This window comes from Exiguobacterium sp. BRG2, from assembly GCF_031844245.1.
Taxonomy (GTDB): domain Bacteria; phylum Bacillota; class Bacilli; order Exiguobacteriales; family Exiguobacteriaceae; genus Exiguobacterium_A.
Window position 1 is genome coordinate 333939 of the sequence record NZ_JAUZUW010000002.1, and the last position, 16846, is coordinate 350784.

At 45.3% G+C, this 16846-nt stretch carries 19 protein-coding genes; 9 read left to right on the forward strand and 10 right to left on the reverse strand.

The window, feature by feature from the left end; translation table 11 throughout:
- The first annotated feature begins 25 nt into the window (after positions 1 to 25).
- Positions 26 to 277 carry a hypothetical protein gene (locus tag Q9R23_RS04400; protein WP_023468537.1) on the forward strand — a complete coding sequence of 84 codons (252 nt, stop codon included), beginning with the start codon at positions 26 to 28 and terminating at the stop codon, positions 275 to 277.
- Positions 278 to 317: 40 nt separating this feature from the next.
- Here Q9R23_RS04400 and Q9R23_RS04405 read toward each other — a convergent pair whose 3' ends face one another.
- Both Q9R23_RS04405 and Q9R23_RS04410 read right to left on the reverse strand, forming a co-directional pair.
- Positions 318 to 611, reverse strand: coding sequence for a hypothetical protein (locus tag Q9R23_RS04405; protein ID WP_023468536.1), 294 nt, complete (start codon positions 609 to 611; stop codon positions 318 to 320).
- Between the two features lie 246 nt (positions 612 to 857).
- On the reverse strand, positions 858 to 1571 hold the full coding sequence (locus Q9R23_RS04410) for a YebC/PmpR family DNA-binding transcriptional regulator (RefSeq protein ID WP_214854245.1): 714 nt from the start codon (positions 1569 to 1571) through the stop codon (positions 858 to 860).
- 194 nt (positions 1572 to 1765) lie between these two features.
- Between Q9R23_RS04410 and Q9R23_RS04415 the strand changes: the two genes are divergently transcribed.
- A complete protein-coding gene (locus Q9R23_RS04415; protein ID WP_311246472.1) occupies positions 1766 to 3538 on the forward strand; it encodes a glycoside hydrolase family 13 protein in 1773 nt (590 codons plus the stop codon).
- A 55-nt stretch (positions 3539 to 3593) separates the two neighbouring features.
- Here Q9R23_RS04415 and Q9R23_RS04420 read toward each other — a convergent pair whose 3' ends face one another.
- The 6 genes from Q9R23_RS04420 to Q9R23_RS04445 form a co-directional block, all read right to left on the reverse strand.
- Positions 3594 to 4796, reverse strand: coding sequence for a DUF1015 domain-containing protein (locus Q9R23_RS04420; protein ID WP_290758940.1), 1203 nt, complete (start codon positions 4794 to 4796; stop codon positions 3594 to 3596).
- A 14-nt stretch (positions 4797 to 4810) separates the two neighbouring features.
- The gene (locus tag Q9R23_RS04425; RefSeq protein ID WP_311246473.1) at positions 4811 to 5968 is read right to left on the reverse strand and encodes a phosphoglycerate dehydrogenase; all 1158 of its coding nucleotides are present in this window, start codon (positions 5966 to 5968) and stop codon (positions 4811 to 4813) included.
- Positions 5969 to 7033, reverse strand: a complete 1065-nt coding sequence (serC, locus tag Q9R23_RS04430) for a 3-phosphoserine/phosphohydroxythreonine transaminase (protein ID WP_311246474.1) — start codon at positions 7031 to 7033, stop codon at positions 5969 to 5971. It abuts the gene before it with no gap.
- Positions 7034 to 7157: 124 nt separating this feature from the next.
- Entirely contained in the window at positions 7158 to 7523 is a 366-nt protein-coding gene (locus Q9R23_RS04435) for a nuclear transport factor 2 family protein (RefSeq protein ID WP_023468530.1), read from the reverse strand.
- Between the two features lie 82 nt (positions 7524 to 7605).
- Complete coding sequence (locus Q9R23_RS04440) at positions 7606 to 7806, reverse strand: cold-shock protein (RefSeq protein WP_023468529.1); 201 nt, start codon at positions 7804 to 7806, stop codon at positions 7606 to 7608.
- Positions 7807 to 8053: 247 nt separating this feature from the next.
- Positions 8054 to 8311 (reverse strand): RNA polymerase sigma factor, encoded by a 258-nt coding sequence (locus Q9R23_RS04445; RefSeq protein WP_035407462.1) that lies wholly within the window; start codon positions 8309 to 8311, stop codon positions 8054 to 8056.
- 141 nt (positions 8312 to 8452) lie between these two features.
- Between Q9R23_RS04445 and Q9R23_RS04450 the strand changes: the two genes are divergently transcribed.
- The 5 genes from Q9R23_RS04450 to egtD all read left to right on the forward strand — a co-directional run bounded on the left by Q9R23_RS04450 (position 8453) and on the right by egtD (position 13006).
- Positions 8453 to 9010: a GNAT family N-acetyltransferase gene (locus Q9R23_RS04450; protein ID WP_308101685.1), complete on the forward strand. Its 558-nt coding sequence runs from the start codon at positions 8453 to 8455 to the stop codon at positions 9008 to 9010.
- Positions 8997 to 9503 (forward strand): NUDIX domain-containing protein, encoded by a 507-nt coding sequence (locus Q9R23_RS04455; RefSeq protein ID WP_214854230.1) that lies wholly within the window; start codon positions 8997 to 8999, stop codon positions 9501 to 9503. Before Q9R23_RS04450 ends, Q9R23_RS04455 begins: the two co-directional genes overlap by 14 nt.
- Positions 9504 to 9661: 158 nt before the next feature.
- Positions 9662 to 10645, forward strand: a complete 984-nt coding sequence (gene guaC, locus Q9R23_RS04460; protein ID WP_311246475.1) for a GMP reductase — start codon at positions 9662 to 9664, stop codon at positions 10643 to 10645.
- 124 nt (positions 10646 to 10769) lie between these two features.
- Positions 10770 to 12050, forward strand: coding sequence for an ergothioneine biosynthesis protein EgtB (gene egtB / locus Q9R23_RS04465; protein WP_311246476.1), 1281 nt, complete (start codon positions 10770 to 10772; stop codon positions 12048 to 12050).
- On the forward strand, positions 12050 to 13006 hold the full coding sequence (egtD, locus tag Q9R23_RS04470) for an L-histidine N(alpha)-methyltransferase (protein ID WP_311246477.1): 957 nt from the start codon (positions 12050 to 12052) through the stop codon (positions 13004 to 13006). The genes egtB and egtD overlap by 1 nt, the downstream gene beginning before the upstream one ends.
- 84 nt (positions 13007 to 13090) lie before the next feature.
- Here the strand turns inward: egtD and Q9R23_RS04475 are convergent, their stop codons facing one another.
- Positions 13091 to 13414, reverse strand: coding sequence for a hypothetical protein (locus tag Q9R23_RS04475; protein ID WP_056061877.1), 324 nt, complete (start codon positions 13412 to 13414; stop codon positions 13091 to 13093).
- A 39-nt stretch (positions 13415 to 13453) separates the two neighbouring features.
- Complete coding sequence (locus tag Q9R23_RS04480) at positions 13454 to 14572, reverse strand: NAD(P)/FAD-dependent oxidoreductase (protein ID WP_035407485.1); 1119 nt, start codon at positions 14570 to 14572, stop codon at positions 13454 to 13456.
- 284 nt (positions 14573 to 14856) lie between these two features.
- On the opposite strand from Q9R23_RS04480, the gene Q9R23_RS04485 reads away from it, so the two are divergent.
- Positions 14857 to 15405 (forward strand): hypothetical protein, encoded by a 549-nt coding sequence (locus tag Q9R23_RS04485; protein WP_290781983.1) that lies wholly within the window; start codon positions 14857 to 14859, stop codon positions 15403 to 15405.
- A 487-nt stretch (positions 15406 to 15892) separates the two neighbouring features.
- Positions 15893 to 16843 carry a magnesium/cobalt transporter CorA gene (gene corA, locus Q9R23_RS04490; RefSeq protein WP_311246478.1) on the forward strand — a complete coding sequence of 317 codons (951 nt, stop codon included), beginning with the start codon at positions 15893 to 15895 and terminating at the stop codon, positions 16841 to 16843.
- Positions 16844 to 16846: the final 3 nt, after the last annotated feature.

Genomic DNA, 16846 nt, shown 5'->3' on the forward strand with positions numbered 1-16846 from the left:
TAATGACCATAGAGGGGGAACTTTCATGCGAGCAACATTCAAGACAGGTGTCATTTTAGGTGGTCTAGCGGCGATTGCGACAATCGCCTATCAACAATACCAACAACGAAAAACAACTTCAGACGATATTGATCATCGTCCAAGTGTCGACGCGAAACGCGATCCGGCTGAAGTCGGGCTGACACAACTTGATTCCATTCATCGGGCAGATTGGCAAGCGAATGGATTCCCACAAACGCACGCAGAACTCGAACGCCTCGAGCGAGAAGAAAATTAAAAAAGCACGTCTCTCGAATGAGAGGCGTGTTTTATGGTCATTAAGCACTTGTTGTGACTAGGGCACGTGTCCGTTCACTATGTGCAGTATAAGAAGAGAGATGTTCGAATTGATAAAGCGTTAAGGTCGCTGTGCGACGTTGACCAGTACTCGATTCAAGCATTAAATAAGCTTCATTGAAGTCCGTACCACCACCATCATAGCGGATGTGTGCCGTAATCGTTCGTCCATCCGTCGTCTGCATATAAATATCGTAACCCCCGAAATCAACGCGCTTAAAGCTAGTTGCCTCGCTTACGATGTGTTTGAATGTTTCAATCAAAGAATATGTCATCGTTCGTTCCTCCCTTTATTTCTTCCAAAACAAGATAAGTTATAATCAACTCCGAATATTACTTTTCCCATTAAATTGAAGAAATAAACATCAAAAATGAATCTTTTTTAATCTTGTTATGAAACGCGTTTCATACTTTATGATGATGACAGACGGTGCGTAACCGATTGCGGGCGTTAGCCGATACAGAAACTGTATAATCAAAAAGACAAGAGGATGGTCGTGACCATCCTCTTGTCTTTTTGATTATAACTCTACGTTATGGTACACCTGTTGCACATCCTCAAGATCTTCAAGTGCATCAATCATCTTCTCGAATTGTGCGACGTCGTCTTCAGACAACACGACTTCGTTTTGGGCGAGCATGACCAGTTCAGCAAGGGAGAACTCGGTAATTCCTGCAGCTTTCAACGCTTCTTGTACAGCATGGAATTGTTCCGGCTCAGCGTAGATGATGACAGATTCGTCTTCTTCGAGGATATCGCGCACATCAATATCCGCTTCCATCATCAATTCGAGAACGTCATCTGCAGTTTTACCTTCAAAGGCAAAGATTGCCGTCGCATCGAACATATAAGCGACGGATCCGCTCACGCCCATGTTTCCACCATTTTTTCCGAATGCAGCACGAACGTCAGAAGCCGTCCGGTTAACGTTGTTCGTCAACGTTTCGACGATGACCATTGAACCGCTTGGACCGAATCCTTCATAACGCAAGACGTCGTAGTTTTCTTCCGCTCCACCTTTTGCTTTTTCAATCGCCCGATCGACGATGGCACGTGGCACGTTGTATGTTTTCGCTCGTTCGAGAACGACCTTTAATGCTTGGTTTGATTCTGGATCGGGTTCACCTTGTTTAGCCGCTACATAAATCTCACGACCGAACTTTGCGTAGATCCGACTCGTATTTTTGTCTTTTGATGCTTTTTTTTCCTTGATGTTGTTCCATTTACGACCCATTTCATATCCACTCTCTTTCCGTAATATCAGAAATCCCTGATTTCCTATGCGTTATCAGTATACCTTAAACTACCTGACAGACTGAACTAAAATGTCGGTCGAACAGTTGAATTTCTACTAAATGCGTTTAAGTGATGCGGAAGAAAGGAACTTTACCGATAGAGAAATATCAATTTAAGGGAGAGTGACAGTATTTGAACCAGGCTGGAGTAGTTCATCGCGCATTATCACCATTCGTTTATGCCTATGATCAAGAGACCGTTCATGTTCGACTGATGACGGCTAAAGACGATATTGAAAAAGTCGAATTGATATATGGTGATCCGTATGAATGGGAAGCGGAAAAAGAAGAAGACCGAGATTGGAATTTTGATCCGGATAAAGAAAAATACTGGAAAGTGCAACGGAAGTCGATGCAATACAATGGAAGTGACGCGACGTATGACTATTGGTTCATTGCAATCCGTCCAGAACGGAAGCGGGTAAGGTATGGGTTCGAGGTTCATGGCGAAACGACAGCCATTTTGACCGAACGTGGTTGGTATGACGAAGCGCCACTCGATCATCCTGGCTATTATTTTTCTGTTCCATATGTTCATGTGACGGACGTCTTTGATACGCCGGATTGGGTGAAAGATACGGTCTGGTATCAAATTTTCCCGGAACGATTCGCAAATGGCGACACGACGAACGATCCAGCGGGAACGAAGGAGTGGGGAAGTGAAGCACCAGCTTTTCAGAATTTCTTCGGTGGAGATTTTCAAGGGGTCATCGATCACGTCGATCATTTACAACGGCTTGGCGTCACCGGTGTCTACTTCTGTCCAGTGTTTGAAGCACCATCGAATCATAAATACGATACGCTTGATTACTTAAAGCTTGATCCTGCCTTTGGTGACGAAAAAACGTTCCGTAAGATGATCGATGTGCTGCATGAGAACGGTATCCGCGTATTACTCGATGCCGTCTTTAATCATATTAGTGAAGATCACCCCGCATTTCAGGATGTCTTAGAAAAGGGACAAGACTCAAAATTTGTCAACTGGTTCACGATTGACTCTTTCCCGGTCGATCCGTCGATCCCGAACTATGAAGTGTTTGCATTTGAACGGAACATGCCGAAGTTGAATACTGCCCATCCGGACGTCAAAGACTATTTGCTTCACGTCGGACGTTACTGGGTCGAGGAATTCGGAATTGACGGCTGGCGTCTGGATGTCGCTAGTGAAGTCGATCATGCGTTTTGGCGTGATTTTCGAAAGGAAGTCCGGGCTGCGAACGGAACATGTTATATCGTCGGTGAATGCTGGACGGATTCACAACCATGGCTCCTCGGCGATCAATTTGATGCCGTCATGAATTACGGTTTGACAGAGAGCTTTTTGACTTGTTTTGCGACGGGCGAGACGAGCGTTCGTGATTTCTCACATGCAGTCATCCGGAATTTAAACTGGCATTCTCAAAATGTCAACGAGGTCATGTTCAATTTGATTGACTCGCATGATACGCCGCGTGCTCTAACGCGTGCGAAAGGGAATATCGATCGAATGAAGTTACTCTTCACTACACTGTTGACGTTTCCGGGTTCACCCGTCATCTATTATGGCGATGAGATTGGAATGATGGGCGGACAAGACCCGGCCAACCGTGCATGCATGGAATGGGATGAGACGAAGCAGAACCGTGATTTGTTCGATCACGCTGCACAGTTGATCGCCCTTCGAAAACAGCATCCGGTTTTAGCAAATTCCGGAACGTATCATTTCCAAAGGATCGATGATACAAAACAGACATTTGTCGTCGAGCGACGTCAGGGCGAACAGGTTTACTTGCTCGTTGTCAACGTAAGTGAAGAGGCACAATCTCTTTCGCTTGAGGGAACGTATGAAAGTCTGTTAGATGCAACGACGTTATCGGGAACTATTCAAGTAAAAGCTGTGTCAGCTCTTCTTTTACGACACGTTTAAGAAAAAGCAAGTCGTGGATGCGATATCCATGACTTGCTTTTTTAGTGCGTGTGCATTACGAATCAAACGGATGGATCAGTAAACCACTCCGAAGCTTCGGTTCGAACCAAGTCGACTTCGGGGGCATTACTTCTCCTGCATCAGCCACATCCATTAAATCTTCGATCGAAGTCGGATGCAAGTGAAAAGCGACCGCGGCATGTCCGGAATCCACGATTTGCTCAAGACCGGCATACCCCTTATGACCACCGACGAACTGGATACGTGCGTCCGTTCGTGGATCTTCGATACCGAGTAACGGTGTCAATAACTCTTCTTGTAAAATCGAGACGTCGAGATTCGCTTTCGTCCCTGTTCGTTCAGAATCGTACGAAAGGGTATACCATTGCCGATTGAGATACATCTCGATTTGGTGACGTTTTGTTTGTTCGGCACGTCCTTTGGCGATCGTGAAGCGATGGGCTAGACGTTCGAGAAAATCAACGACGGATTGACCGTACAGATCTTCGACGACACGATGATAGCCGAGGATTCGCAATTGTTCCTGCGGAAAGGAGACACCAAGGAAGCGTTGGGCTTCTTCCTGATCCGTCCGACTGGCAGCGACGGCTGCCGCTGCAGCGCGATGGTGACCATCAGCGATATAGAGGGCGTCGTGGCGTGCGAACTGGCTTCCGATCGTCAACAGATGATGGCGATCGATGACTTTAAAAATTCGGTGTGTGATTCCATCGACAGTAAAGTCGTATAGGGAATCACCTGCAGTAATCGTCGAGACGATTTCTTGAAGCTGGGCATCCGTTTGATGCGCAAGTAAAATAGGTCCAGTATGAGCTTTTAGATGTTCGACATGTCGGACACGATCGCGCTCTTTGTCCGGACGCGTGAACTCATGTTTACGAATTTGATTCGTTTCATAATCGCTAACGGAAACACATCCGACGAAACCGGATTGTGTATGTGTCCCGTCAGACAGTTGATAGATATAATACGTCTCGTCCGTGTCGAGCTGTAAGATGCCGTTTGTTTGACTCTCTTCGAAGGCGAGAGCTGCTTGCTGATAAACGCGTGGATCATCTTCAGCGATTAATGACGGAAGCGTGGCTTCTGCTTTATCGATCCGTAAAAAAGACAGCGGATGACGACGAATCTCAGACCGTGCTTCTTCGCGCGAATAAACATCATAGGGCAAAGCAGCAAAATCTGCTGCATATTTTGAATCCGGTCGTAACGCGGCAAAAGGTTCGAACGTTGGCATGGGGATCACTCCTTTTAAAGTAGACGTGTTTTCAAGACGCCAGGAATTTGATTCAGTCGGTCGAGCGAAATCAACTCGTCCGCATGGTTATCGATATCGATGATCGTATAGGCAATAGCATCTTTACTACCATTGATCATATTCGCGATATTGATCGACTCTTGTGCTAACACGGAGGCAATTTGACCGACCATATTCGGAATGTTATGGTGAGCAATCGTAATCCGTCGTTTTCCGGTGAACGGTAACTCGACAGCTGGGAAATTGACAGCATTACGGATGTTTCCTGTCTCAAGGAACAGACGCAGTTGATCGACCGCCATGATGGCACAGTTTTCCTCCGCTTCACTCGTTGATGCCCCGATATGCGGCAAAGCGATAACCCGTGGAAGGGACAAGATGAAGGCATTCGGGAAATCCGTCACATAATTAGCCAGACGACCAGACCGGAGTACATCGGCTAACGCTTGTTCATCGACGAGTTCGCCACGCGAGAAGTTGAGCAACGTCGCGCCGTGCTTCATCTTCGACAAGAGTGATGCATCGAGTAAACCCTTCGTAGCGTCAACGAGCGGAAGATGCAACGTGATGTAGTCGCTTGTCGCGAGCAGATCCTCAAGCTGTGTTGCCCGCTGAATTTGATTTGAGACACGCCAAGCGGACTCAACGGACATATGTGGATCATAGCCTGTAACGGTCATGCCAAGCTCATGGAGAGTGTTGGCTAAGTTCGCGCCGATTGCTCCAAGTCCTACGATCCCGATTCGTTTCCCGAGCAACTCCGTTCCGACAAATTGTTTTTTGTTCGCTTCAATCCGCTCCGGAATATCCGGTCCGCGTAAGTTGTTCGTCCAAAGTAGACTGGGGACGAGCTTTCGCGCCGTTAAGAATAAGCTGCCGATGACAAGTTCCTTGACGGCATTTGCATTAGCGCCTGGTGTCGAAAAGACAGGAATCCCGCGATTCGCAAGTTGATTAAGTGGAATCGTATTGACACCGACGCCAGCTCGGGCTACGGCTTTAAGACTATCCGGGAAGCGCATGTCATGCAAATCCTTGCTGCGGACGAGAAAGGCGTCTGGTTGCTCCGTTTCTCGCTGGACGTGATAGTCGTCTGTGAATCGTTTTAATCCTTTATCCGATAGATCATTCCATAGTTGGACTTGATACATTTAACGTTCCCCCTGTTCAAAACGGTGCATGATGTGAATCAGTGCCGTAACCCCTTCGGTCGGCATCGCATTGTAAAGACTCGCGCGCATTCCACCAATCGAGCGGTGACCGGCAAGATTGATTAGATCGTGACGCGCAGCGAAGGTCAAGAAAGCAGCGTCTTCCGTCTCACTTCCGGTCGAAAATGGAATGTTCATCCGGCTTCGATCCTTGATGGCTACATGGTTATGAAATAGATCGGATTGATCAATTGCTTCATATAACATGCGCGCTTGTGAGACGTTTCTTGCCTCAATCGTCTCGAGTCCCGTCTCTTCAATCCAATCGAGTACTAATTTCGTCATGTAAAGACTGAATGTCGGCGGCGTGTTATACAGAGACCGCTGTTTGGCATGGACGTCATACCGTAAGTAGGCACCAATCGTGTCAGGAACACGATTTAGCAACTCATTCTTCAGAATGACGACCGTTAAACCGGCGACGCCAAGGTTTTTTTGAGCACCGGCGTACAACACATCAAATGCCTCGATTGGCAAAGATTCAGACAAAATGGAAGAAGAAACGTCGACGACGAGTGGCGCATCGACGTGAGGCGGTGTTTGATACGTCGTTCCTTCAAGCGTGTTGTTCCAAGTGATGTGCAAATAGTCGGCTGATGACGTGAACGGACCTTCTGGGATGAAACGATAACCGTGATCAGCAGAAGAGGCGAGCACATTGACCGTGGCGTACAGTTTAGCATCTGCAATCGCCTTCGTTGACCAGCCGCCGGTATCGATGAAATCAATCCGTCTGGTCTTCGTCGCTAGATTTTGAGGTAACATCGCGAACTGAAGTGTAGCTCCTCCTTGAAGAAACAATACGGAGTACGAATCGGGAATCGACATCAGTCTCCGTAAGGATTGTTCAGCTGCCTCCCGAATCGATTCGAAGATCGGCGAACGATGACTCATTTCAAAAACGGATTGTCCTGAATTTTCATAATCGAGTAGCTCGGATTGAGCTTTCAATAGGACCGGGGCAGGAAGGACTGCTGGACCGGCAGAAAAGTTATAAACCGTCATGAGGAACACTCCTTCTTGAATTTTCAGAAAATATGTACCACTCAAGTGTAACGGAATGAAAAATGAGAAGCAATTCCAACTGACGATGAATGGAAAATGAAAACAAAAACATCCCTTGAATCCGTTATGAAGGATCAAGAGATGTCAATTGACCAAAGTGCCATTTCCAACCATCTGACGTAGCACGATAGATGGATACGATCCGGAAACGACCAACGTATTGAGTTGTCCCGTATTCAAATCGGTCTTCTGTCAAACTATACTGGATTGCCGTATCTTCGAAATGATCAATGTATGAAAAATCATCGGTCCGGGATAACCAGCGGATGTTTGCAGGATCCACGTAATGATCGAGGTAGGTCTCGGCATCAAATGACCGCCCTAATGCATCGATGAACGTAAATTCGGGAGATAATAGATGCGAGACTTGTGATAAATCTCCTTTTAGCATAGCATCTTGAAGGTGTTGCATCGTTTGTTCGAGTGTCATGTTACATCTCCTTTCTTCCTGAATCGCTAGTGTAGCATATTTAAACAAAAAAAGACCCTGCCGGAGCAGGGTCTAAAAGAAATTAAAGTTTTACAACGTTAGTTGCTTGTGGTCCGCGTTGACCTTCTTCAACTTCGAAAGAAACCTCTTGACCTTCGTCAAGTGATTTGAAACCTTCAGATTGGATTGCTGAGAAGTGTACGAATACGTCGTCTCCGCTTTCGCGCTCGATGAAGCCGAATCCTTTTTCTGCGTTAAACCATTTTACTTTACCTTGTTCCATGTGTATTGCCTCCTGCGTGTGACTGGCACACTGATTATTACTACCGTGATCAATTTCATCGAATATAAAGTGAAACACTTCGTATCTCCACCGAACAACAATAATTACTTAATAATATAGCATGCCCGTATCGAAAAAGAAAGGACAAAACAAAAAAAGAACAAAGTAAGCTGTTCTTCTCTAAATACATCATTGAATTAAAGGGTTCATTTTACCTGTGTCGAAAGGGTATAACTGATTCTTTCAATTAAGTCGGAATATGTTCTCTTTTACTACTGAGTTGTCGTAATGTATGCAAAATGAATCCTTGGAAGTTCGGGTAACGTGTCGGTTGTTCCCAAACAGTGCGGAATAACTCGGTCATTGCAGAATGAATAAGTGCTTCATCAACCTGTGTACGACGAAATAAAAGAAAGAGTGTTTTTTCGTAACGATCGTATAATCGTTCGAGCGCGACAGAATCACGCCGTTTGATTTGATTGAGCAAATCAGTGTCTGAATACATAGGTCACTCCTTCTTCGACAGTTTTCTTTATAGCATGCTGTCACTGTAATGTAATGAACTATTATGTAGATTCCCGCTGGATGAATTATGAAACACGCAAACTTCTTGAACTAAAGATAATAATCTAAAGGAGGAAAAATGATGTTGCCTATATATATTCGTCCGTATGTCTTAGATGATGCGGCAGTTATTCTTGAGATGAACTTACGAAATCGTGAACACTTCGAATACTGGATGCCAGTTAAGCCGTTACCTGAACAGTACACGTTAGAGGGGCAGCGGGAACGAATTTTTCGTCATCAAGAGTTGATGAAACAAGATGCGTATTATGCTTACGGTGTTTATTTAACAGAGAATGATCAATTGATTGGCGATGTCTCAGCGATGTTCATCCAGCGTGGACCAGCCGAGACGTGCATGATCGGCTATCAGTTAGATGAAGCTTATGGCGGAAAAGGATTTATGGCTCAAGCAGTTGGATTGTTCGTAGACCATCTATTTGATGTCCATCAGTTCCACCGGATTCGTGCTGAGGTCATGCCGGGGAACATCGGATCAATCCGAGTTCTTGAAAAAGTCGGATTTCGTAAAGAAGGAATCGCGAAACAAAATCTCTTCATCAATGATGCCTGGGAAGATTTTATTCTGTTTGCTCTATTAAAAGAAGACCGGGAGGAGTCACGTCATGCCAATCTCTGATTATTATGCCAATCTACGGCGATATGTCGGAACACAACGTCTGTTTACACCATGCGTCGCAGCAATCATTCGAAACGAAGCAGGGCATATCCTTTTCCAGGATCCAGGTGGTCCGTTTTGGAGTTTGCCTGCCGGGGCGATTGAACTAGGAGAATCCCCTGCACAAGCAGTCATTCGCGAAGTCTATGAAGAAACGGGTCTATTCGTTCGACCCGTCCGACTAATCGCGACATTTGGTGGGGAATCGTTTCGACTTACGTACCCTGACGGAAACGAGGTCGAGTATGTAGCAACGATGTTCGAATGTGAGGTAGTCAGTGGGACGCTCGAGGCCATTGATGGGGAATCTAAGCAACTGGCTTATTTTCCAAAAAATGAGCGTCCGCCACTTGCCTTGCCTTATCCTGATCAAGTGTTTGAGAAATCGGAGGCATCGAGTTTTTTCGAGTGGGAAGAACAATGGTTGACTGATTTACAACAACAATATTGTTAAAATCCGAACATTATTTTTTTGTTTACTAAAAAAGTTCATGAAAAATCTTAAAAACACGAAAATTTCTTTGACACCATGATAACAGTTCGTTATAGTGGTCAAGGGGCGAATGATTATCGCCGATATACAAAAAATATTCGTTATTAGAGGTGTTATTCATGGATGTAGTATTCGATTATGAAGATATTCAATTAATTCCAGCAAAATCAATCGTTGGTAGTCGTTCGGAATGTGATACGTCAGTCGAGTTCGGCGGTCGTCGTTTCAAGCTTCCGGTCGTACCCGCAAACATGCAAACGATCATTGATGAATCGATTGCTTTGTTCTTAGCTGAAGGCGATTATTTCTATATCATGCATCGATTCGAACCGGCACGTCGCCTAGCGTTCGTTCGTATGATGCAAGAGCGTCAACTGTTCGCTTCGATTAGCGTGGGTGTCAAGGAAGAAGAATATCAGCTGATCGAACAGCTCGCGACAGAGGGGCTAACTCCTGAATACATCACAATTGATATCGCACACGGTCATTCGGAAGCAGTCATTCAGATGATTCGCCACATCAAGTCGCTTTTGCCAACAAGTTTCGTTATTGCTGGAAACGTCGGTACACCGGAAGCGGTACGCGAACTTGAGAACGCAGGAACAGACGCAACAAAAGTCGGGATTGGACCAGGTAAAGTTTGTATCACGAAAATTAAAACAGGGTTCGGTACAGGTGGTTGGCAACTCGCAGCACTTCGTTGGTGTGCGAAGGCAGCAAGCAAACCGATTATCGCCGATGGTGGTATTCGGACGCATGGGGATATCGCGAAGTCGGTTCGGTTCGGTGCTTCGATGGTCATGATCGGTTCACTTTTCGCAGGGCATGAAGAATCGCCTGGTGAGACACATGAAGTGGACGGGGTGCTCGTCAAGGAATATTTCGGTTCTGCTTCTGAGTTCCAAAAAGGCGAACGCAAGAATGTTGAAGGGAAAAAGATGTTCGTCGAGCATAAAGGAAGTCTAGCAGATACATTGATTGAAATGGAGCAAGATTTGCAATCAGCGATCTCATACGCTGGTGGAAATAAATTGAAGGCGATTCGGACGGTCGACTACGTTGTCGTCAAAAACTCGATCTTCAACGGTGATAAAGTATTTTAAGTATGATGAATCCGCTCTTAACAGAGCGGACTTTTTTTGTTTCCTTAGCATAACTCTTCCATAGGAGGGGTATAAGTCAAATGGACCAAAAAATTCGGAATATTTTGGATAGGGAGTGATTGACATGCTATTTGAAACGACATCGTACTTAATTGAAAAATTCGCAACCGTTCGCAACCAAACGATCGCCTTAATCGAACCGCTCGAAGCAGAGGATTTCATCATTCAAGCTAGTTCAGACGTGAGTCCGCCAAAATGGCACATTGCTCATACGACTTGGTTTTTTGAACGGATGATACTACAGGAATATAGTGAAAACTATCAAGTCTTCCATCCGAAATACAATTATTTGTTTAACTCGTACTACAATTCAATCGGACTTTATCAACCTCGTCAACAACGGGGAATGTTGTCACGTCCGACCGTCGAGGACATCATCGCTTACAGGGCATATGTCGATGGACAAATGATCGAGTTCTTGAAAGAAGAACGGACTCCAGAAGATCAACGAAAAATCGAAGCATTGGTCGAGATGGGACTACAACACGAACAACAACATCAGGAATTGATTTTGATGGACGTGAAGTATAACTTTTTCACGAATCCGTTATTACCTGCCTATCAGTCAAAGTCGTTAGAACCAGACGTGCCTGAAAATGCACTCATGGAAACATCCTTTATTCCATTTGAGGAAGGACTCGTCGAGATTGGTCATACAGGAGACGGTTTTGCGTTTGATAACGAGAGTCCGCGCCATAAAACGTGGCTGCATCCGTTTGAATTAGCGACACGTCCTGTCACGAACGGGGAGTATTTGGCGTTTATTGAAGCAGGTGGCTATGAAAAGTCAGAGTATTGGTTATCTGATGGCTTTGCGACGGTTCAAAAAGAAGGCTGGAAAGCGCCATTATATTGGATGAAGGATGACGCGGGAGAATGGACGATCTTTACGATGAATGGCGTCGAACCATTGCGGCTCGACGAACCAGTCTGTCACGTTAGCTTTTATGAGGCGGATGCTTACAGCCGTTTTAAAGGGAAGCGTTTGCCGACAGAAGCGGAATGGGAATGGGCTTCTCGTCAAGTCGATTCCGTTACGAAGCGCAACATGATGGGAAACGGTACGTTTCATCCAGTCGTAGTCAAAGAGTCAGAGACGACGCTTGCAAGCATGTTCGGTAACGTCTGGGAATGGACATCAAGTCCTTATAGTTCGTACCCAGGCAGTAAACCACTCGAGGGAGCACTTGGAGAGTACAATGCGAAGTTCATGTGTAATCAAATGGTACTACGTGGAGGAGCGTGCGTGACGCCTGACGATCATATTCGCGAGACGTACCGAAACTTCTTCCCACCCGATAAACGCTGGTTATTTGGCGGCTTCCGATTGGCGGGTGATATGTGATGCGCGAGACGGTCATTGGCTACGATTTATATACGCCGCAACAAAACATGCGTTTAGAAGTCATCGAAGGTCTGATGCGCGAACAAAAAGTCTTACCGGCGAAATATTTTTATGATCATATCGGCTCCCAGTTGTTCGAGCAGATCACGCAACAACCGGAATATTATCCGACACGAACGGAACTTGCTATCTTGGAGCAACACCGAGCGGAAATCGCTCAGAGTATTGGGGATGTGCATACACTGATCGAATATGGAAGCGGAAGCAGTCGTAAAATCCAGATGTTGCTTGAGACGTTTACGCACTTGGATACGTACATGCCGATCGACATCTCAAAAGACTTTTTGATGGAATCTGCTCGTCAATTATCGGAGCGGTATCCTGCATTGCATATTAAAGCTGTTTGTGGAGATTATTCACAAGCCATTTCCTTACCGGTAGAGGAGTCTCAAAAACGGGTCATCTTTTTCCCGGGATCGACGATCGGGAACTTTGAACCGGAGGAAGCGATGCACTTTTTACGTCATTCATCGCGGATCCTTGAAAGTGGAGATGGATTCTTGATCGGCGTTGATCTAAAAAAATCGACCGATGTCCTTGAACGTGCTTATAACGATGTAGCCGGTGTCACGGCAGCATTCAATTTGAACATGTTGACGCACTTGAACCAGATGCTCGATGGAACGTTTGATGTGACCCGATTTAAACATCATGCTTTTTATAATGAAGAAAAAGGACGAATCGAAATGCATCTTCGGAGTCAACTTGATCAATTAGTACAAGTCGGAGACGTGACGGTTCCGTTTAAACAGGGGGAGACGGTTCATACGGAGAACTCCTATAAATACAGTAAAGAAGAGTTTGAGACTCTCGCTCGTCAAAGTGGTTTTCATCCGGTCAATTGCTGGATCGATGACGATGAACGATTCAGCGTGCATTATTTAGAAAAAATGTAACGGCGTCATAATTAAAAAACACTCCTACACGTAAGCTTCCGTTAAAAGCATGACTGGGGAGTGTTTTTCATAGGTTAAAGTGTCTTATTCGATCCGTGCACCTTCAGGTATCGGATGTTCCGGCACGACGAGAATCGGCATCCATTGCTCTGAACGCCCAATCTCAAGCACTCGTCCGGACTCTTCTGGCGTACGACCAGGTACGTTGAGTACAGCAATCGCTTGTTTTCCAAGCAGCTCGTGGACATCAGGTCGTAGTGAATCCCAAGCGAGTGAAAAAGAACGTGTAAATCCGTCGAATTGTAGCTCAAGCTGAATTGAGCCATCCGTGCGATTCGAAATCGACTGGATCGTACCGACACGAATATCTAAAGCATCAAATAATTCAAGTGAAACTACTGGTTTCATGGACAATGACGTACTTCCTTTCAAAAAGCATAAAGTGAGTTAGGAGTCGAAAGAGACGTATGTCGGCTCATAGGTCTGCCATTCGATATCAAGCGTTTGATGATTTGCAAGCTTCGCTAATTGGCTACCGAGATAAGGTCCGATCGTCAAACCGGATGCGCCGAGTCCGTTTGCTAAGAACACGTTTGGATGATTTTGAAGCGGTCCGATTACTGGTAACGAGTTTTTTGTATAGGGACGTAAGCCGATTCGGAGTTCATCAATTGTCGTTTCCTCGAGACTTGGTAAGACAGGTAAAGCACGATTCAATAAAGCATGCATTCCTTTGACGGTCGGCTTTAAGTTGTAATCGGTCTGTTTCTCGTGTGTCGAACCGACGATCAGTTTCTTTTCGTGGATCGAAACCAGGTACAATCCGCGTTGTCCCATGACGACTGGCCACGTCGTTGATGTAGAATCCGTCAAGTCGAGTTGTAGGATTTGTCCCTTCTCTGGGTGCAAATCGATTTTAAGGTCAAGTGGCCGAAGAAGGTCATTCAACCAAACGCCTGCCGTTAAAATGAAGTGGTCTGCCGAGTACTGTTCGTTTTCCATGGTTATACCGGTGACGACTCCTTTGTCTACGACAAGAGATGCATCTCCTTCTAGTACAGTCGCACCGTGTTCGACAGCACCACGGATCATAGCGGCACATAAGGCACGTCCATCAACACGTGCACCGCCAGAGACGAATAAGGCATCTTCGATCTGTTCAACGAGCGGAAACAGCGTTTTGACACGTTCTTGATCGAGTCGTTCGATCCGTTCGATAGCAGGGGCTTCTGGAAAGCGGTTTTGCGCAATCGTCTCCATCTTATCGATTTTTGATGTTTCGTGTAAGGCAATCGCTCCAACTTGCTGATAACCTGTGCTCGTCTCGCCGAGTGCTTCGAGTTCAGGAATCAATGTCTTGTAAAAATGAGCACCGTTATTCGCTAATTTGTACCATGCCTTATTTCGTCGTTGTGTCATCCATGGACAGATGATGCCGGCTGCCGCATGGGAGGCGCGACCGGGTTCCTTCCGATCGACGAGTAAGACGCGTTCACCAGCCTTTGATAAATGATAAGCTGTCGAGGCACCAAGAATTCCGGCACCGACAATGATATGGGTGTACATGAAAAATTCAACTCGATTCTATTCAATTGGAATATCTTATATTGTAGCAGTAGAAGATCCGGGCGACTAGCAAGAGTGAGAATCGGATCGGTAGCACATCGAATAATGGGAAATGATGGGGAAAGTGAACTTTTTCGAAACCAATCACGTATACTAAATATACAATTTCTATAAACTGTGAATTAGATGATTAGAAACAGTTGAATTTGGAAACATACCCTTATAGGCATCATGTCCTGTCATCATTGACTTTGAAACGGTCCATCATGAAGGAGGGGAAGGCAATGAATATGAGTCAAGCCATCGTACGCAAACGCTACACGGATCATACTTTATTTTATTCCGCCATCCTAATCTGGAAATTGCTATTCTTCCTGCCACTGCTCATGTTCGTCAACAGTGGCACGGACCATGTGTTTCAAATGTATTTCGTACCGTATCTAACGGTCATCTTGTTGTTTCGCGTGATGACCTACTTCGCGACCTATAAAGCATCTTTTATGGAGATGACGGAAATGGGTCTCTCGCTATCTTTACTCATCGCAGATGTATATTTGATTGCATTGTTCGATATTCCACTTCCGTTTGCTTTAATTATCCTTGCGCTTGCCTTACTCCACTTCAGTGCGGCATTCAGTCGTTTTCGTTGGTTCCGCCGTCGTCTTTGGTTGAATCGGCATCTTGAGATCCTCAATTATTTGACGGATCACGGTGAAGTACCCATTAAAATCGCCGTCATGGCAGAAGATGAAATGCTTGTGACGACGAAGAGTGGAAAAGAGTTTACGTATCGTCAGGTTTATTGGAGCGGATTTTATATTGAACATGGTTGATTGCTATATGAAACGGATTTCTCTTCGGGGAAATCTTTTGAGACTGAAGACAAGTGCAATTGTTCTCTAACGAGAAGGATTGCGCTTTTTTTTTGTTCGACTCGCACCGTTTTCCTGGGACAAGCATCGCGCCGCTTCGCTTCGCTGCAGGGTCGCTCTTGCTTGTTTTTCCCTAGGAAGCGATGTCGAGTGAACAAAATGCTTCTCGGTCCTTCTTCCGGATATAAAAAATGACGCATTACACGCCACTCCTACAGGAAAAAGTGCGATTTTGCGCTGTCAGAGACAAACAAGACCCGTTTTCCTGCTCGAATGGAGTGGGAAAACTGGCTTGTGTCTCGCCTGAGGAAAGGGCGTGAAAAGGTGTGTCATTTTTTGAGTCAGTTCATTTGTCTACAATCTGAAAGGATTTCTCTTCGATGGAATCCTTTTTTTGTTGCATACGAAAAAATATAGTACGCTTACATAGGAAAAGGGGGAGAAAAAGTTGATTCGTTGTATACTGATCGATGCGGATGACACAATCATTTTGACCGATGATGTAAGTCGGATACAGGAGTCGGGCATCAAACGTTATTTCGTTGATTTCGATCAACCGACAGACGCAGAGAAGCAAAAATTGATTGAGGTTTTTGATTTTCATCCACTGGCGATTGAAGACTGTTTTCATTATTTACAACGTCCGAAGCTCGAGTATTATGCGGATCATATTTTTTTTGTCCTTCATGCACTTGATGAAGGAACGTTGATGAGTCGAGAGATCAATTTGTTCGCAAGTGATCGGCATCTTGTTAGCTACCATGAGCAATCCTCGCCGGAAATTGACGTCGTGTTTGAACAATACAGTCATTGCCTACACACACAAGAAACGGTCGATCTCGTACATAAAATCATGGATAAGATCGTCGACGGTTATTTTCCGATCGTCCATGCGACAGAAGATGAATTGTTTGCGCTTGAGGAACGCTATCGATCACGCGGAAACGATCGTCGGTTGATGGAAGAAATTTTCGAACTAAGAGCGCAGTTACTTCGAATCTCACGGACGGTCATGCCGATGCGGGACTTATTGTATCGGGTCGTCGAATCGAAGCGGTTATCGATTCATCCGAAGAAGCAAGCATTCTTTCGCGATTTGTATGATCATTTACTAAAGTTATCCGAAATGATTGAATACAACCGATTGATGACATCTGAGTTTCGGGATAACTTCATTTCCCTCAACTCGTACCGGATGAATAGCATCATGAAGACGTTAACGATCTTTACGACGATTTTCATGCCGTTGACGTTCATCGCTGGTATATATGGCATGAATTTTGAACATATGCCAGAACTGACCACCCGGTATGGTTATTTCGTGACGTTAGGGGCAATGGGACTCCTTGCTTTAGGGATGATTCTGTTCTTCAAAAAAAATCGTTGGTTTGATGAATAAGGA

Excerpts from the sequence above, each read along its gene's own strand:
- Q9R23_RS04450 (WP_308101685.1), top strand. The coding sequence starts at position 8,453 with ATGTTGCCTATATATATTCGTCCGTATGTCTTAGATGATGCGGCAGTT.
- Q9R23_RS04480 (WP_035407485.1), bottom strand. The coding sequence starts at position 14,572 with ATGTACACCCATATCATTGTCGGTGCCGGAATTCTTGGTGCCTCGACA.
- Q9R23_RS04410 (WP_214854245.1), bottom strand. The coding sequence starts at position 1,571 with ATGGGTCGTAAATGGAACAACATCAAGGAAAAAAAAGCATCAAAAGAC.
- Q9R23_RS04420 (WP_290758940.1), bottom strand. The coding sequence starts at position 4,796 with ATGCCAACGTTCGAACCTTTTGCCGCGTTACGACCGGATTCAAAATAT.
- Q9R23_RS04475 (WP_056061877.1), bottom strand. The coding sequence starts at position 13,414 with ATGAAACCAGTAGTTTCACTTGAATTATTTGATGCTTTAGATATTCGT.
- egtB (WP_311246476.1), top strand. The coding sequence starts at position 10,770 with ATGCTATTTGAAACGACATCGTACTTAATTGAAAAATTCGCAACCGTT.
- Q9R23_RS04455 (WP_214854230.1), top strand. The coding sequence starts at position 8,997 with ATGCCAATCTCTGATTATTATGCCAATCTACGGCGATATGTCGGAACA.
- egtD (WP_311246477.1), top strand. The coding sequence starts at position 12,050 with ATGCGCGAGACGGTCATTGGCTACGATTTATATACGCCGCAACAAAAC.
- serC (WP_311246474.1), bottom strand. The coding sequence starts at position 7,033 with ATGACGGTTTATAACTTTTCTGCCGGTCCAGCAGTCCTTCCTGCCCCG.
- Q9R23_RS04440 (WP_023468529.1), bottom strand. The coding sequence starts at position 7,806 with ATGGAACAAGGTAAAGTAAAATGGTTTAACGCAGAAAAAGGATTCGGC.
- Q9R23_RS04405 (WP_023468536.1), bottom strand. The coding sequence starts at position 611 with ATGACATATTCTTTGATTGAAACATTCAAACACATCGTAAGCGAGGCA.
- Q9R23_RS04445 (WP_035407462.1), bottom strand. The coding sequence starts at position 8,311 with ATGTATTCAGACACTGATTTGCTCAATCAAATCAAACGGCGTGATTCT.
- guaC (WP_311246475.1), top strand. The coding sequence starts at position 9,662 with ATGGATGTAGTATTCGATTATGAAGATATTCAATTAATTCCAGCAAAA.
- Q9R23_RS04425 (WP_311246473.1), bottom strand. The coding sequence starts at position 5,968 with ATGTATCAAGTCCAACTATGGAATGATCTATCGGATAAAGGATTAAAA.
- Q9R23_RS04485 (WP_290781983.1), top strand. The coding sequence starts at position 14,857 with ATGAATATGAGTCAAGCCATCGTACGCAAACGCTACACGGATCATACT.
- Q9R23_RS04435 (WP_023468530.1), bottom strand. The coding sequence starts at position 7,523 with ATGACACTCGAACAAACGATGCAACACCTTCAAGATGCTATGCTAAAA.
- Q9R23_RS04400 (WP_023468537.1), top strand. The coding sequence starts at position 26 with ATGCGAGCAACATTCAAGACAGGTGTCATTTTAGGTGGTCTAGCGGCG.